Below are 15,311 nucleotides of genomic sequence, written 5' to 3'. Positions count from 1 at the left end.
GTTAAATGATTAATGTGGCAATAGTCGGCGCAGGGTCGATGGCAAAGGAGCACATTCGGGCTTTTAGTGCTCTGAATGGTGTGCAAGTTACCGGGATCTACAGCAGGACCCGTGCGAAAGCCGAAGCTCTGGCACAAGAGCACAACTTTGGCAATGTCTGCGACAACATTGCGGAGCTAAAGGAAAAAAGTGCTGCACATCTGGTGGTAGTTGCTGTTCCTGAGCTCGCAGCAAATGCTGTCGCTAAGGAGGTCTTCGTTCATGATTGGGCCGTTTTACTAGAGAAACCTGCTGGCTACGACTTGAGTGATGCAGAAGATATAGCTGCTGCGGCAAAAGGGCGAGATAAACCTGTTATGGTCGGGTTTAATCGCAGGTTTTACAGCAGCTTGCAAAATATTCTTCTCGATGTTGAACAACGAAATGAGCACCGCTACGTTCATGTTCAGGATCAACAAAATTACGAAGAGGCTCGCTTGCATGGGCATCCTGAAGAGGTTGTGCAGAAATTTATGTATGCCAATTCTATTCACGTCATTGATATGATGCTTTGCCTATGCAGAGGGAAAGTTACAAATGTTCAGCCTGTTATGCCTTGGAAGGGTGCAGATACTGAAGTGGTTCTGGCTCACATAAACTTTGATAGTGGTGATAGCGCTTTATATGAAGGGATTTGGAAGGGGCCTGGGCCATGGGCTTGTGCTTTGAGTACTCCAAGCCGCCGGTGGGTAATGCAACCACTGGAAAAAGCAGCTTACCAAAATGTGAATGAACGCGTTCAAAATCCCGTGGAAATTGATCCGATTGATGTTGAGTTTAAGGCCGGTTTTTTGCGTCAGGCCGAGGCTGTCATCGCTCGGGTGAGGGGGGAGGAAAGTCACGCGGTTAGCCTTGAAGATAGCCTTCATACGATGCGGCTCATCAACCAGATTTTTGGTGTTTGACAGTTGTTTTCGCGGTTTCGCCCGGTCATCAGCCGAGAAACTATCTCGGGAGCGTGTTGTCTCACTGGTTTTGGAAGGCCTTTTGGATTAGCTGCAGATCTGCAGGGAAGATATTACGTTGCAGACATGGATTTGCATTGTATTTTTCGGTTCGATGCGAAACTCGAATATTTTCAGTGGCTAGACAATGTCGCCGGGTGGTCATCCCCAGTCGAAGTGCTAAATGGTCGGGTGCAATCACACAAGCGTCGAAAACCTTTGGACTTTAATGGCCCGCATTCGATTGCAGTTGCGGCTGATGGTGCGATGTTTGTTACCACATATTATGATCCCGGCGTCATTATGCTCTCTTCGGAGGGGAGCCTCCTTAAAGTATGGGGGAGAGGAGAGGATAATGAGCCTACTTTGGCTGGACCCGCCACCGGGGTTTTAGGTGCAAATGGTCTTCTTTGGGTTACTGAGTATCGCTTGAACGCAGTGTTTGCATATGACACTTATACAATGTCACTGAAAGGCGCACTTGGGGGCGGGAGGCCTGGGTTTAGAGAAAGTGAAGGTTTCATGCCTGGAAGTGGTGCTTGTTTCTTTGATCGGCCGCATATGGCAAGAACTGATCATGAAGGAAACCTGATCGTTGTCGATACATGGAATCACCGGTTGCAGAAATTTAGCCCTGACGGCGAATTTATCGGATGTCTTGGAGGTGAGAAAAAGGGGTGGGTACGTACTGCAAAGTCCGTGGAAGCGTCAAAGAGCCTCGGAGCTTTTTACGCACCTGTATCGATAAGTTTCGATAGCCACGCAAACTTAGTCGTTACCGACTGGGGGAACAGTCGATTGCAGTGGTTCGACGCCGAAGGGCGCTTTGTGGCTGATGATTACAGTCTCCCGCTTGAGAACCCATATGATGCACAAATATTTGATGGTAGATGCGTAGTGGCAAACTCAGCAAAAGGCGAAGTTTACGTAAAGAGTTTACTTTAAATGGATAGTCTAGTAGTTGCCGGTGCTTCTGGTCATGCTCGCGTTATTGCATCTGCGGCACAGAAATCCGGGAAATTTTCCGTCCTTGGATACCTTGACAACAACTTACCTGCAGGACTTCTTGTAGACGGGCTGCCCATTCTCGGTGGAGACGATATACTTACAAATCTCAAGAAAAGTATAGCTGATTTAAAGGTGATTGTGGGGATTGGAGATAACGCTTTACGACAATCGGTCGCAGCTAAGATTAGTATAACAGACTTTGCAACCGTAGTTCATCCTAATGCTGTTGTGGCCGACGATGTGCAGATTGGCGATGGTTCGTTCGTTGCTGCCTCCGCAACAATAAATGTAGGTGTCCGGATTGGATGTCATGTCATTGTTAATACAAGCTCATCTATTGATCATGACTGCGATATCGCGGATTTTTCCTCGATATCTCCCGGAGCAATACTGACGGGTGGTGTTTCTTTGCGGCGCGGTGCTATGATTGGCGCGGGCGCAGTAATTTCTCCGAATCTAGAGGTAGGCCAACACGCTGTCGTTGGAGCAGGGACAGTTGTAATCCGATCTCTTCCACAGGATACCTGTTGGGTAGGTGTTCCTGCTCGCCAGATCGCTAAATCCCCTAAACAATAAGGTTTGGAAGATGTGTGGAATTGCTGCGCTTATTTCACAAACTGCAAGAAGCCAAGCACATGACTTGGTGAAAATGTGCGATGCGATCGTTCATCGGGGGCCCGACGGTCAAGGTTATGCTTTTTTCAGTCAAGATGGCCGACAGAAACTTACTTGCACTCGCAAAGAGGCACTTCAACTGAAGTCAGAGAGAACAAGAGTCGCTCTAGGACACAGGCGGTTGGCGATTACTGATGTGTCCAGTGCCGCGAGTCAACCAATGAGTTTTGGATCTCAAAGACGATACTGGATCACATTCAATGGCGAGATATATAACTTCAAGGAACTTCGAGCAGAGTTGGAGGTTAAAGGTTACGGATTCACTTCGGACTCTGATACCGAAGTCCTAATCTGCGCCTACGCTGAATGGGGGAATGATTGCCTACGTCATCTTAACGGCATGTTTTCATTTGTTATATTTGACTCGATTTCCGAAACCATCTTCGCTGCTCGTGACCGATATGGGGTCAAGCCTCTGTACTGGTGGCGTCCGGATGCTCAGTCTCTGGCTCTAGCTTCTGAAATAAAACAATTTACCTTTCTATCCAATTGGGCTCCCAAGTTGGAACGCAAGGCTGCATTCGATTATTTGAACTGGGGTTTAACCGACCATACTTCAAAAACCTTGTTTGAAGGTGTTTGGCAATTGCCTGCGGGCCATTACGTTCAATGCAATATTGATGAAATAGCTTCCGCGTTACCAATAAAGCAGTGGTATGAGTTACCTCAAAAGTGTTGGAGGCAGCCTTATAAAGACTCGGTTGTGAATTTTAGAAACGTCTTCGTTAATGCTGTAAAACTTCGGCTAAATGCAGATGTTGAAGTTGGTGCTGCCTTGTCAGGGGGGCTAGATTCCTCATCTATCGTTTGTGTGGCGGATGTGCTTAATCGAGAAAGCGACGCTAAAACAATGCACACGTTCTCAGCCAGAGCTGTCGACAAACGATTTGATGAAGGCGATTTTATTGATTCTGTCTCATCAAAAACATCAACCGTTCAACATATGATTTATCCTGATAATGATGGCTTGCGGCGTGATTTGGACATGCTTATCTGGCACCATGATGAGCCTTTCGGATCGACCAGTGTCTACGCAGAGTGGAGAGTCTTCAAGGAATCAAAAGAGGCGGGGATAAAGGTCGTGCTTGACGGTCATGGTGCTGACGAAACCCTTGCAGGATATAAGAGTAATGTTGGTTTTTTCCTATCCTCCCTTCTCACCAGAGGAAAATTTGGGCAGTTCTTGAAAGAGTTTTCAGCGCAAAGAAAATATCAGAACAAAGCTCTTCTTTTTCTACTTGTCGAGATACTTGATAACCTGGCTCCTAATTGGTTACGGCAATTTGCTAGAAAATTAAGCGGGCGCTCAGTGTCTTGCCCTTCGTGGATCAACACCGAGTTATTGGGAATTATGCCTGTCGATCCGATGCAGAGCCTTCAAAAGCGACAGGAACCAAATCTCTCAGGTTTGTCTCGCGCTCAGTTAACTGCGACCAGCTTGCCGATGCAGTTAAAGTGGGTGGATCGGGACTCTATGGCGCATTCCATAGAAAGTCGGGCACCGTTTATGGATTATCGTCTTATTGAGTTAGTGCTCAGCATGCCGGATGAATATAAGTTTGATGGTGGGGTATCTAAGAGAATTCTGCGCTCCGCAATGAAGCAGTTGCTGCCGGAAAAGGTTCGAAACCGAAAAGATAAGATGGGGTTTGTAACGCCGGAGGAAATTTGGGTGTGTAAGGACAGTCCTGCCGATTTCAAAAGGATGCTCAAAGATGCCGTAGAAAACTCTCAGGGGATACTGAAAGAAGAAGCGTTCAACATTGGCTCGGCGATGATTGATGGTGATCTTCCATACAATTCTAGGCTGTGGAGAATGATTTGCTTTGGGCTGTGGATGAAACGATTTAAAGTTCGGGTATAGAGATGATTACCGTAGTGAACTGGGGGGCAGGAAATATTGGTTCTATAACCAATATGCTAAACTATCTCGGGATCAAGGCAGAGATAGCGACCGACTGGAAACAGATAAAAACTGCCGAAAAGATTATCCTGCCGGGTGTGGGAGCATTCGATCACGGTATGCGAAGCCTAAACGAGCTTTGCTTCACAGAGGCACTAAATGAAGCTGTTCTGGATCGCAAAGTGCCTGTTCTTGGTATCTGCCTCGGAATGCAATTGTTGTGTGATGGTAGCGATGAAGGCGACCTTGCTGGCTTGGGGTGGATTCATGGCAGGGCAAAGCGTTTTGACCTTCAAGATAATGCTCAAAAACTGCGGGTTCCTCATATGGGGTGGAGCGAGTTGAAACTCGTTCGAGGTGGTCGTCTGTTTGATGACACGGCAGATCAAAACAGATTCTATTTTGTGCATTCTTATCATGTCGTCTGTCATAAGGCTGAAGATGTGATAGGGACTGTGTGGCACGGCTCCGACATAACAGCGGTTGTGGAACGAGGAAACATATTTGGCGCACAGTTCCACCCGGAAAAAAGCCATCGTTTCGGCATGAAGCTTTTTGAGAGGTTTTCAGGGCTTGAAGCAGGATGAAAACTAGAGTGATTCCTTGCCTCCTGATCGCTGATGGAGGACTTGTTAAGACAACGGGCTACAAGAGACCATCTTACGTGGGTGATCCGATTAACGCTGTCCGGATATTTAACAGTAAAGAAGTCGATGAATTAATGGTGCTTGATATATCGGCAAGCAAGCAAGGAAGAGCTCCTGACTTTAATGCCATTGGTGAGATCGTAAGCGAGGCATTTATGCCGGTTGCATATGGAGGAGGTATAACAACCGAGAGGCAGGCTGGTGAGTTGCTTGCCCTGGGAGTGGAGAAAGTCGTTCTCAACAGTATTCTTGCCGATGATCCTGGCTTGGTCAGTATTTTGGCTAAGCGCTTCGGGTCGCAAAGTGTTGTCGTTTCAATCGATGTAAAAAAGCAAGGGATTACGAGGCAATATCATGCGATGACCCATGGTGGCACGCGGAAGACCGGGCAAAAGCCGAAGGACTTCGCACAGGAAATGGTTATGCGCGGAGCAGGGGAAATACTTCTGAATGCAATTGATCAAGATGGAACTCTATCGGGATATGATTTGCAGCTGATTAATGAGGTTGCAAGTTGTGTAGACATTCCGATAGTGGCTTGCGGTGGTGCTAGAGATATCGCAGATTTTGAAAAAGCAACGAAAGCTGGCGCATCTGCCGTGGCTGCCGGAAGCTTCTTCATTTATCACGGCCCTCATCGTGCCGTGCTGATATCGTATCCGAACCGTAGTGAACTTGAGAATGTCTTACCGTAATGAATGATCGCACTTTAGACAGCCAAATTTGTTCGAAATGTGTAATGGACACCTCAGATCCCGAAATTTCGTTTGATCAGTTTGGGGTATGTAACCATTGCAAACAGGCAGAGTTGAGCCTGGCACAGGTTAAACTAACACCAGACGAAACTCGGCAGAAGATCGGTCAACTGGTGGATAGAATTCGCAGCTACTCAGCTGATCGGAAATACGATGCAGTTGTAGGTATGTCTGGCGGGGTAGACTCATCTTACGTTGCATTGCTCGCTCATAAACTTGGTTTGAGAGTCTTGGCGGTGCATTTCGACAATGGATGGAATTCCGAAGTTGCTGTGAAGAATATTAAGACCCTAGTCGATGCTTTCGGATTTGACCTCGAAACCTACGTAATTAATTGGCCTGAATTCAGGGATTTACAACGGAGTTTTATCCGTGCCGGTGTCGTCGACATAGAGATGCTCTCCGACCACGCAATTATGGCGTCAATGTTTGATTTAGCTAAGCGTCATAACGTTCGGTATGTTCTTTCGGGCACCAATATTGCCACAGAACACGGTATGCCTAGAACTTGGGTGTGGAACAAGAATGACCTTACGAATATTGAAGACATCCACAGAAAATTTGGCGAAATTAAGCTAACGTCATTTCCTCGTATGGGTTTATTAAAGAGTACAATTCGGCGAAAATTCCACATGGGGTTCGAGTTTGTCGAAATTCTTAATCTAGTTAATTTTCGCAAAGATGCTGCTATGAAAGTTTTGAGTGAGGAAACTGGATGGACATATTATGGAGGAAAACACTACGAATCGATATTTACGAAATTCTACCAAGCGTACATTTTACCGGTCAAATTTAATATTGATAAACGAAAAGTCCATCTGTCAGCTTTAGTTAGAAATGGTGAGCTCACACGAGCGCAAGCGCTGTTGGAGCTCGAAAAACCTTTGTACCAAGAAGATGAACTTCGCAGAGATCAAGCCTACGTCCTTAAAAAGCTTAATCTAAGCCAGGGAGAGTTTGATACTGTCATGGCGGCAGACCCTGTTCCCCACAGTTGCTACCGCACGGATAAGAATATTCGCATTATAATTAAGGATATAGCGGAAAAATTGGGGCTATGACGCAGGTGGCTACCAAAAAATATCGTCTGGCTTATCTCAGTCCTGAGCCTAACAGAGAGGGCCATGCGTCCTATACGCATGTTCACGAAATTGTTCGCCATCTTAGGGATATAGGGTGGCAGGTTGATCTGTTTTGTCCTGATTATGAGCAGAGTAGGTTGCCCGGGGCTTTGTCTCGGGTGGCGGGGATTGCTCGTAGTTTAACGCTTATTATTTTCAGGAGGCAGCCAGACATTTATTACATGCGCTGGCATTTCGCGGCTTGGCCATTGGCGCTTTGGGCTAAAATAGGCGGTGTTCCAACCGTTGTAGAAGTCAACGGCCCAATAGATGATTTGTTTATCGCCTGGCCACATACAAGAAGATTCAAGGCATTCTTCTCTTGGTTGATGAAGAGTCAACTCAATTGGTCGGATGCTGTGGTGGCTGTTACGCCCGGTCTGGTAAGTCTTTCCAAGAAAATCTGCGGAGAAGAGAAGTTTGTCTCGTTAATCCCAAACGGCGCAAATACAGATGTGTTTTCTCCTGAGGCTGCCAAAGAAGTGAACGGTTTAACAGAAATATTGCCTAGAAGGTTTTTGATTTTTTTTGGCACCATGGCTCGTTGGCAGGGTATTCGAACTATCCTAGAAGCAATCGAAGAACCTGCTTGGCCAGCTGGGATGCATGTGGTTTTTGCGGGTGATGGCGAAGATCGTGAATTTGTCGAAATGGCAGCAGAACGTCTAGACCACGTGCACTATTATGGCCGGGTGCCTTATCAGACATTAGCTACAATTGTTGCGCGCGCGACAGGGGCTTTAGTCTGCCCCGAAAACTTGGAGGGACGGGCAGTCACAGGGTTGGCCCCCCTCAAGTTGTTCGAAAGTTTGTCGTCCGGCGTTCCAGTAATTGCTACCAATCAGCCGTTTCAAGCAGAACTCATACGTGAAGAGAATTGCGGCATAGTTATCGAGCCAGGGCAGCCGGAGGTTTTGGCAAATGCCGTGTCGAAGCTCGTCGAGTCAGAAGATCAGCGCCTGAAATGGTCTGAAAATGCGCGGAGAGTAGTTGTTCAAAGCCATTCTTGGCTAGCTAGGGCTAAGGACACAGATAGTGTTCTTCAGGCCGTTCTTTCATTTAAGGCAACGTAAAATAGATACTACAAAAGTAGCATATCTCATCACTATTTCATAAAGATTCTGGGACTTTCTCGATATGAATAAATTCGCGTTAATCGGAGCTGCCGGATATATCGCGCCACGGCACATGAGGGCGATAAAGGAAGTTCAGGGTGAGCTGGTTGCGGCTTTTGATCCTGCAGACAGCGTTGGGGCTATGGACAGTTATTTTCCAGACGCAAGTTTTTTTACGGAGTTTGAGCGCTTTGACCGTCATATTGATGTCCTATCCCGTTCAGGAAACGGTGTGGACTACATGTGTGTTTGTTCGCCGAACTATTTGCACGATGCGCACTCACGCTTCGGTTTGAGATCCGGGGCAGATGTAATATGTGAAAAGCCGTTGGTGCTGAATCCATGGAACCTTGATGGCTTGCAAGAGATGGAGCAGCATACCGGCAGGACGCTTTACACAATTTTGCAGCTCCGACTCCATCCCGCGATTATGGCTCTAAAACAACGCATTGATGCGGCTCCAATCGATAAGATATTTGAAGTCGACCTGACCTACATTACATCGCGCGGTGCTTGGTACTATGTGTCATGGAAAGGAAATGAAGCGAAATCAGGCGGAATTGCTACGAATATTGGGGTGCATTTTTACGATATGCTTTCATTTGTGTTCGGTGAGTTGCAGTGTAATAATGTGCATGTTCGTGAGCCGAGCCATGCAGCAGGATATCTAGAATTCAAACGTGCGCGTGTCCGCTGGTTCCTCTCAGTCGATCGAAATGACCTTCCAACCCAAACCCCAGATGGTCAAACGACCTATCGATCAATCACCGTCGATGGTGATGAAGTTGAGTTCTCTGGTGGGTTTACAGACCTGCATACGCGGAGTTACCAAGATATTCTTAACGGCGGTGGGTTTGGTATAGATCAGGTGCGTCCATCAATTGAGTTGGTATCGTCAATTCGCAGCAAAGCTTTGGAACCGCAAAAAGGCGATATGCATTCCTTTGTTATAGAGCGAAACTAACGTATGGAAGATTCTCGATCTCGTGCCCCAAATTTTGCCTCGGTGACAGTTCATGAAAGTGCCTATGTGGACATGCCTGTTAGAATTGGCAAGGGAACCAAAATCTGGCATTTCTCGCACGTTTTGCAGAATACGGTAATTGGTGAAAACTGCGTTTTAGGTCAGAATGTTGTTGTTGGCCCGGATGTAACCATCGGTAATCAGGTTAAAATCCAGAACAATGTTAGTGTCTATAAGGGCGTGACGCTGCAGGACGACGTTTTTTGTGGTCCTTCATGTGTATTTACAAATGTGAATAATCCAAGGGCTAATATCGAGCGCAAGGATGAGTTTCGCTCGACCTTAGTCAAGCGAGGTGCGAGCATCGGCGCAAATGCTACAATCGTATGCGGTCATACTTTAGGTGAGTATTGTTTCGTCGCTGCAGGATCCGTTGTAGCAACGGACGTTCCTGACTATGCGCTGATGGTTGGAGTTCCAGCCAAACGTGTTGGTTGGGTTAGTCGTGCCGGTATGAAGCTAGATAAAGACCTCGTATGCCCACATGATGGCTCTCAGTATCAGTTAAACGATTGTGGGACGCTGGAATTTGTAGGCGGCAAACCAGAATGAGTATTCCTTTTATTGATTTGCAGGCCCAAAGAAAAGCTTTGGGGCCGCTTCTAGATGAAGCTATTAAGCGTGTGCTAGAACGTGGAGATTTCATTCAGGGAAAGGAGGTTCAAGAGTTCGAAGAAGCTCTTTCCCTTTTTACCGGTGCAGTTCACTCCTTGACATGTGGTAATGGCACTGATGCGCTCACTTTAGTCGGTATGGCCGAGGGCTTGGGCGCCGGAGATGCTGTATTTGTTCCAGCATTTACATTTGTCGCTACTGCTGAAGCATTCAGCGTTCTCGGTGCAACTCCATATCTGATAGATGTTGACCCTATCACGTTCAACTTGTCAGTGGAGAGCCTGAAACAGGGAATTGCTGACTCAAAATTGGCTGGCCTAAAACCTAAGATGGTGGTCGCTGTTGATTTGTTTGGTCAACCGGCTGACTACAACTCAATAAAAGACGTTTCAGAAGAACATGGTCTGATACTAGTTGCTGACGCAGCGCAAGCATTCGGCGCATCGTTATACGGCAAAAGGGTAGGTACTTTGGCCGATTACACTACGTTGAGTTTCTTCCCGGCCAAACCGTTGGGGTGCTACGGCGATGGTGGTGCGATATTAACAGACTTGGATGGCAAGGCTACACTTATCAGATCATTAATGCAGCATGGTAAGGGGGGTGAAAAGTACGATAATGTTAATATCGGTTTAAACAGCCGCCTTGATACGATCCAAGCTGCTATTCTTCTTGAGAAACTCAAAGTATTCGAAGATGAGCTGAGTTCGCGGAACGAAATAGCGAAAAGATACAGTAAAAGTCTTGAAGAATTTGCTGAAACGCCTTCTTTGATAGAAGGTGCAATTTCAAATTGGGCGCAATATACCATCAAATTAGAGCGAAGAGACGAGGTTCAGTCCAAGCTTAAAGAGGTAGGGGTTCCTACTGCTGTTTACTACCCAAAACCACTGAATCAGCAAAACGCATACATGCATTACCCTGTAGTCTCTAGCGGCGTAACCGTGTCAGAAAAACTCGCTAGCCAAGTACTCAGCTTGCCGATGCACGCATACATGCCTGAAAAGACCCAGCAGCAGATTATAGAGCACGTTATTGATGCCATAACCCAATAAATACCCTGGGTACTAACTTCGCGACAAATCGATTTGGGTTTGTCCCTTGGTAGCAACAAGTTGGGTGGTGCTTCGTCTTTATGCGCCCTGAAATCTAAGTTCTGTAGAACTCATTTAACTGAGCTCTCCGTGGCAAGTTGGGCGCGCTCCGGCGCCCAGCGCAGGGTCAGGCGCGCCAGAAGGGCGATGATGATCAGGGTCAGGATCACCCGCCCGACCAGAACCACCCAGATATCGGCCCCAAGCGCCAGCATGATCGCCGTATCCTCGATCAGGGAATGCGACAGCGACAACCAGCTGAGTGATAGGAAAAGCGTCCTTGGCGGATAGTTGTTCTTGCGCGCCTCATCAATGATCAGCGCCCCGCCATAGGTAATGCCAAGTAGCACACCAATGGTGGTTACCGGTGCTACGTCGCGTGAAATGCCCGATATACGCAGGACCGGCATCATCGCCTGTGTGATGCGCGCCGTGACCCCGGTTTTCTCGAGCAGATCAAGCAGGATCAGCAATCCGACAATCACGCCAAAGGTCACCAGAAGCGATTTGAACATTTGGATCGACCAGTCGATCCAACCGGCCAGTCCACTGGCGGCAGTCGTGGTTTCACTCCCCGCCATCCAGGAAAAATCAACCGGCTCGGAAAGCCATCCGGTGATATCACTCACCCAGGTCACCAGTGCGGCATATCCGATTGCGGCACCGACGCGAAGGGCGGTGGTCGCCCAAAAACTTGCCCCGGCCCGTTTGACAATCGCCTGTTCGACCGGCAGGCCGTGGGCAAACAGCATCATCGCACACAGCGCACTCAGCTGTGCGGCGGTCATATCAAGGTGTGCTGCCAGCCCGACAAACGCACCGACCGCGCCATACATGCTGACCAAAACGCAGGTCGCCCAGATCAGCCCGGCCTCCGGCGGCAGTCCGATCAGCGCCATCACCGGTGCCAGCCAATTGGATACCAGTTCAACCGCCCCGAATTCCTCGGCAATGCGGACAACCACCATCACGGGCAACATCACCTTGATCAGGGTGATGAACAGTTTCTGGCTGCGGTTGATCAGGTCAAAGGCATAGCGATGCATGGGGCGGCAATCCGGTTAGGTATTGAGGGTTTTAATGCTGGTGGTAGGCGCATGTAAGGTCGTTCAAGGCCGCGATCATGCCACGGGTTTTTGATTTTTGTGCAGCGTATTTGCGCATCTTCGTGCAATATGGAAGCGTTATTAAGCTGATTGGCGCGGTGGAGTTGCGTGATATGCCCGAACTGGATCAGATCGATACCAAAATCCTGCGCCAGTTGCAGGAAAACGCCGATATCCCCAATGCGGAATTGGCTGACCGGATCGGCTTGTCGCCGTCGGCCTGTTTGCGGCGCGTGGCCAAGCTGCGTCAATCAGGTGTGATCCGCAAAACCGTCGCGGTGATCGACCCGGCACAGGTCGGACGTCCGCTGGGGGCGGTGATCAATCTTGAATTCCATCGTCACGGCAATCAGTTCCGCCCAGACTTCATCCGCAAGGTCCGCAAACTTGATGCCGTACGCCAATGCCATGTCGTCACCGGCGAAGTCACCGGGGTGATGATTTTGCAGATGCGTGACATGGCGGAATATACCGCCCTTTGCGAAACGCTTTTTGATGCCGACGACAACATCGTCTGGTACCGCACCTATATCATCACCGAAACGCTGAAGGATGAATTCGGACCGGCGATCTAGCTTTCATGTGAATGTCAGTGGTCGATATGATCAAGATCATGGACGCGCCCACCGGTTCGCGATAGTTTTTGGCTTATGAACAAGCTGCTCCATATCTTCATGACACTGTGTTTGCTGAGCGCCTCGGTCGCGGGCATGACACATATATCTGCTTCCGCCTCGGCAATGCCGATCGCAGGGGCCAGCATGTCTCATGGAACCATGGAACAGATGATGGCCGATTGCGATGATTGCGCGGCCTCGCCACAGGTGGCCGATGCCTGCGATATCATCTGTGCTGTCCCGGCCGTGATTGCGCGTAAGGAACCGCTGGCAAACCTCCTTTCGGTCAAACAGCTTCATATCCTGCCCGTGGCCCATCGCGCCGCTGGCATTACGCAACGCCCGGAAATCGCCCCGCCACGCCTTCTTTCCTGACCCGACCCGGTACTTGGCGGCATTGCCCCACAGACCGGCCAAGTGCGCGCGCCCCAATAACGGTGCTGCGCGCCAACCATTCCGGCATGTGCAATGCCGGGAAACTGTCATCTGTCAGGAAAGTCATCCTCATGAAGAACCTTTCCACTTTGCGCCCGTCACGGCGCCGTTTCTTGCAATCGCTGGGTGCCGGTGGCGTCACCGCCGCGGCCCTGTCTGCCGGTTTGCCAGCCATGATTCCGGGCATCGGGCGCGGCATGGCCCACGCCGCCGAGACAGGGGGCGTCCAGCAAGTGACCGCCGCACCCGCCACTGCCCGCCTTCTTCCCGGGGGTGCTGTGCCAACACCGGTATGGGCATTTAACGGCACGGTGCCGGGCTCGCTTCTGCGCGTCAAACAGGGCGAAGACGTCCATGTCCGCTTTGAAAATCAGCTTGCGGAGCCAAGCAGCATCCACTGGCACGGGGTACGTGTTCCCAATGCCATGGATGGGGTACCGGGCCTGACCCAAAAGCCGGTCGCCCCAGGCGACACATTCGATTACCGCTTTAACGCCCGGGATGCCGGAACCTATTGGTATCATCCGCATATCAATTCACCGACCCAGCTTGCCCGTGGCCTCTATGGTGCCCTGATCGTCGAGGAGGCCGAACCGGTCAGCGTCGATCGGGAATTTGTCTGGCTGATCGATGACTGGCGTCTTGGGGAAGATGGCGAAATCGATCCGGTGTTTAACGCCGGGCATGATGTTGGTCATGCCGGGCGTCTGGGCGGGCTTGTCACCATCAATGGTGTGGCAAATCCCGATATTTCGGTACGCCCCGGCGAACGGATCAGGGTGCGCATGATCAACACGGCCAATGCGCGTGTCTTTGCCATCGATTTTGCAGGTTTGTCTCCGCATTTGATTGCCCTTGATGGTCATCCGGTCACACCGCATGTGCCAGACCTGCCGGTCTTTTTGTTTGCACCCGGCATGCGGGCTGATTTTATTGTTGATGTCCCGCCTGATGCCAGTGGCCAGTTTTCCCTGATCGACCGTTTTTATGACGGGCTTGAAAACCCGTTGGCAAACCTCCGGGTCGCGGGGGATCCGGTGCGTGGCGACGTTGCGCAAACCAGCATGACCTTGCCCGATAACCCGTTGCCCGAACCTGATCTGCAAAATGCCCGGCGCGAACAGCTGCTTTATACTGGCGGCATGATGGGCGGTGGTGTGCTGCGTCATCTTGTTGAAACCGCCAAAATTGATGCCGGCTTCCTTGGTGAAGTGCGCGGCATGGCGCAATCGATGATGGGGATGATGACCGGCGGTGGCATCTGGATGGTCAATGGCCGCGATCCCGAACGCGATGATCTCGGCCCGCTATTTTCACTCGGCCGCGGGGAAAGCTGTGTCGTGACCGTCACCAATGCCACGGCCTGGTATCACCCGATCCACTTGCATGGTCATGCCTTCCGGGTGCTTTCACGCGACGGGCAACCAACTCGCTATCAGGAATGGCAGGATACCGTCCTTCTTGCCCCGGCAGAACAGGCCGAAATCGCCTTTGTTGCCGACAATCCCGGCGACTGGATGCTTCATTGTCACATTCTCGAACACAAATTCGGCGGCATGTCCGGCTTCATCCGGACCGCCTGACCGCCGCAAAGCTGCAATCGAAAAACGACAGGATCAAAACCATGAAACGTTTCTTTGCATTTATGCTGACCCTTGGCCTGGCAACGATGAGTTTGTCCGGCCACAGCCACGCCAATCCCTTGCAGGCAAAAGTCTACAAGGATCCCAATTGCGGCTGCTGTGCGATCTATGCCGATTATCTTGTTGCGCGGGACTATGAAGTCGAAGTGATCGAAAGCGATCAGGTTGTTCAGATGTCACGCATGATGGGGATTCCCGAAGAAATGCAGGGCTGCCATCTGACCATGATCGAAGGCTACGCCATTTCCGGTCATGTCCCGTTTGAAACCATCGACCGCATTCTCGCAGAACGGCCTGAGGTCAAGGCATATACCCTGCCAGGCATGCCGATGGGCTCGCCCGGTATGGGCGGGGTCAAGAATGCCCCGTTCGAAGTCTATCAGATCAAGGACAACGCCGCCGAGGTCTACGACGTCCGCTAACCGCCTGTAAGGCCCGGCTCCGGTGAAGGGGCCGGGCCTTATAAGTCGAAATTATGCGTGACATTGCCCTTAAAGTTGCGCACAGGGCTTGCGATCTCGCCGCTATAGGCACACACTCTATGTATCGCCTGCTGGGAGTCCTTTGATG

The 15,311-nt window shown here is 49.9% G+C and carries 16 protein-coding genes; 15 read left to right on the top strand and 1 reads right to left on the bottom strand.

The window, feature by feature from the left end:
* Positions 1 to 5: 5 nt before the first annotated feature.
* From IT893_RS15735 to IT893_RS15685, 11 genes are all read left to right on the top strand, one after another.
* Entirely contained in the window at positions 6 to 944 is a 939-nt protein-coding gene (locus IT893_RS15735) for a Gfo/Idh/MocA family protein (RefSeq protein WP_209272103.1), read from the top strand.
* Positions 945 to 947: 3 nt separating this feature from the next.
* The gene (locus IT893_RS15730) at positions 948 to 1,928 is read left to right on the top strand and encodes an NHL repeat-containing protein (protein WP_197145866.1); all 981 of its coding nucleotides are present in this window, start codon (positions 948 to 950) and stop codon (positions 1,926 to 1,928) included.
* Positions 1,929 to 2,567, top strand: a complete 639-nt coding sequence (locus IT893_RS15725; protein ID WP_064779738.1) for an acetyltransferase — start codon at positions 1,929 to 1,931, stop codon at positions 2,565 to 2,567.
* A gap of 10 nt (positions 2,568 to 2,577) precedes the next feature.
* A complete protein-coding gene (asnB, locus tag IT893_RS15720) occupies positions 2,578 to 4,530 on the top strand; it encodes an asparagine synthase (glutamine-hydrolyzing) (RefSeq protein ID WP_064779737.1) in 1,953 nt (650 codons plus the stop codon).
* A gap of 2 nt (positions 4,531 to 4,532) precedes the next feature.
* Positions 4,533 to 5,156 carry an imidazole glycerol phosphate synthase subunit HisH gene (gene hisH / locus IT893_RS15715; RefSeq protein ID WP_064779736.1) on the top strand — a complete coding sequence of 208 codons (624 nt, stop codon included), beginning with the start codon at positions 4,533 to 4,535 and terminating at the stop codon, positions 5,154 to 5,156.
* Entirely contained in the window at positions 5,153 to 5,911 is a 759-nt protein-coding gene (locus IT893_RS15710; protein ID WP_064779735.1) for an AglZ/HisF2 family acetamidino modification protein, read from the top strand. Before hisH ends, IT893_RS15710 begins: the two co-directional genes overlap by 4 nt.
* Positions 5,911 to 7,032: an N-acetyl sugar amidotransferase gene (locus IT893_RS15705; protein ID WP_064779734.1), complete on the top strand. Its 1,122-nt coding sequence runs from the start codon at positions 5,911 to 5,913 to the stop codon at positions 7,030 to 7,032. The genes IT893_RS15710 and IT893_RS15705 overlap by 1 nt, the downstream gene beginning before the upstream one ends.
* Positions 7,029 to 8,165, top strand: a complete 1,137-nt coding sequence (locus tag IT893_RS15700) for a glycosyltransferase family 4 protein (RefSeq protein ID WP_064779733.1) — start codon at positions 7,029 to 7,031, stop codon at positions 8,163 to 8,165. The genes IT893_RS15705 and IT893_RS15700 overlap by 4 nt, the downstream gene beginning before the upstream one ends.
* Positions 8,166 to 8,229: 64 nt before the next feature.
* Positions 8,230 to 9,171 carry a Gfo/Idh/MocA family protein gene (locus IT893_RS15695; protein WP_064779732.1) on the top strand — a complete coding sequence of 314 codons (942 nt, stop codon included), beginning with the start codon at positions 8,230 to 8,232 and terminating at the stop codon, positions 9,169 to 9,171.
* A gap of 3 nt (positions 9,172 to 9,174) precedes the next feature.
* Entirely contained in the window at positions 9,175 to 9,783 is a 609-nt protein-coding gene (locus IT893_RS15690; RefSeq protein ID WP_197145862.1) for an acyltransferase, read from the top strand.
* Entirely contained in the window at positions 9,780 to 10,901 is a 1,122-nt protein-coding gene (locus IT893_RS15685) for a DegT/DnrJ/EryC1/StrS aminotransferase family protein (RefSeq protein ID WP_197145861.1), read from the top strand. The genes IT893_RS15690 and IT893_RS15685 overlap by 4 nt, the downstream gene beginning before the upstream one ends.
* A gap of 110 nt (positions 10,902 to 11,011) precedes the next feature.
* Here the strand turns inward: IT893_RS15685 and IT893_RS15680 are convergent, their stop codons facing one another.
* The gene (locus IT893_RS15680; RefSeq protein WP_197145859.1) at positions 11,012 to 11,986 is read right to left on the bottom strand and encodes a nucleoside recognition domain-containing protein; all 975 of its coding nucleotides are present in this window, start codon (positions 11,984 to 11,986) and stop codon (positions 11,012 to 11,014) included.
* A 173-nt stretch (positions 11,987 to 12,159) separates the two neighbouring features.
* Between IT893_RS15680 and IT893_RS15675 the strand changes: the two genes are divergently transcribed.
* The 4 genes from IT893_RS15675 (at position 12,160) to IT893_RS15660 (ending at position 15,163) form a co-directional block, all read left to right on the top strand.
* Positions 12,160 to 12,621 (top strand): Lrp/AsnC family transcriptional regulator, encoded by a 462-nt coding sequence (locus IT893_RS15675; RefSeq protein WP_197145857.1) that lies wholly within the window; start codon positions 12,160 to 12,162, stop codon positions 12,619 to 12,621.
* A gap of 186 nt (positions 12,622 to 12,807) precedes the next feature.
* Entirely contained in the window at positions 12,808 to 13,038 is a 231-nt protein-coding gene (locus IT893_RS15670; RefSeq protein ID WP_147419458.1) for a hypothetical protein, read from the top strand.
* A 131-nt stretch (positions 13,039 to 13,169) separates the two neighbouring features.
* Positions 13,170 to 14,681: a multicopper oxidase family protein gene (locus IT893_RS15665; RefSeq protein ID WP_197145855.1), complete on the top strand. Its 1,512-nt coding sequence runs from the start codon at positions 13,170 to 13,172 to the stop codon at positions 14,679 to 14,681.
* Between the two features lie 41 nt (positions 14,682 to 14,722).
* Positions 14,723 to 15,163 (top strand): DUF411 domain-containing protein, encoded by a 441-nt coding sequence (locus tag IT893_RS15660; RefSeq protein WP_197145853.1) that lies wholly within the window; start codon positions 14,723 to 14,725, stop codon positions 15,161 to 15,163.
* Positions 15,164 to 15,311: the final 148 nt, after the last annotated feature.

Source organism: Thalassospira sp. A40-3 (genome assembly GCF_015871485.1).
In the GTDB taxonomy this organism is placed as follows: domain Bacteria; phylum Pseudomonadota; class Alphaproteobacteria; order Rhodospirillales; family Thalassospiraceae; genus Thalassospira; species Thalassospira tepidiphila.
Note: the sequence above shows the minus strand (reverse complement) of the source record. Positions and strands in the feature narration are given on the sequence as shown.

Bases quoted from the DNA above. Each gene is read 5' to 3' on its own strand.
- IT893_RS15735 (WP_209272103.1), top strand. From the start codon at position 6: ATGATTAATGTGGCAATAGTCGGCGCAGGGTCGATGGCAAAGGAGCAC.
- IT893_RS15725 (WP_064779738.1), top strand. From the start codon at position 1,929: ATGGATAGTCTAGTAGTTGCCGGTGCTTCTGGTCATGCTCGCGTTATT.
- asnB (WP_064779737.1), top strand. From the start codon at position 2,578: ATGTGTGGAATTGCTGCGCTTATTTCACAAACTGCAAGAAGCCAAGCA.
- hisH (WP_064779736.1), top strand. From the start codon at position 4,533: ATGATTACCGTAGTGAACTGGGGGGCAGGAAATATTGGTTCTATAACC.
- IT893_RS15710 (WP_064779735.1), top strand. From the start codon at position 5,153: ATGAAAACTAGAGTGATTCCTTGCCTCCTGATCGCTGATGGAGGACTT.
- IT893_RS15705 (WP_064779734.1), top strand. From the start codon at position 5,911: ATGAATGATCGCACTTTAGACAGCCAAATTTGTTCGAAATGTGTAATG.
- IT893_RS15700 (WP_064779733.1), top strand. From the start codon at position 7,029: ATGACGCAGGTGGCTACCAAAAAATATCGTCTGGCTTATCTCAGTCCT.
- IT893_RS15695 (WP_064779732.1), top strand. From the start codon at position 8,230: ATGAATAAATTCGCGTTAATCGGAGCTGCCGGATATATCGCGCCACGG.
- IT893_RS15690 (WP_197145862.1), top strand. From the start codon at position 9,175: ATGGAAGATTCTCGATCTCGTGCCCCAAATTTTGCCTCGGTGACAGTT.
- IT893_RS15685 (WP_197145861.1), top strand. From the start codon at position 9,780: ATGAGTATTCCTTTTATTGATTTGCAGGCCCAAAGAAAAGCTTTGGGG.
- IT893_RS15680 (WP_197145859.1), bottom strand. From the start codon at position 11,986: ATGCATCGCTATGCCTTTGACCTGATCAACCGCAGCCAGAAACTGTTC.
- IT893_RS15675 (WP_197145857.1), top strand. From the start codon at position 12,160: ATGCCCGAACTGGATCAGATCGATACCAAAATCCTGCGCCAGTTGCAG.
- IT893_RS15670 (WP_147419458.1), top strand. From the start codon at position 12,808: ATGTCTCATGGAACCATGGAACAGATGATGGCCGATTGCGATGATTGC.
- IT893_RS15665 (WP_197145855.1), top strand. From the start codon at position 13,170: ATGAAGAACCTTTCCACTTTGCGCCCGTCACGGCGCCGTTTCTTGCAA.
- IT893_RS15660 (WP_197145853.1), top strand. From the start codon at position 14,723: ATGAAACGTTTCTTTGCATTTATGCTGACCCTTGGCCTGGCAACGATG.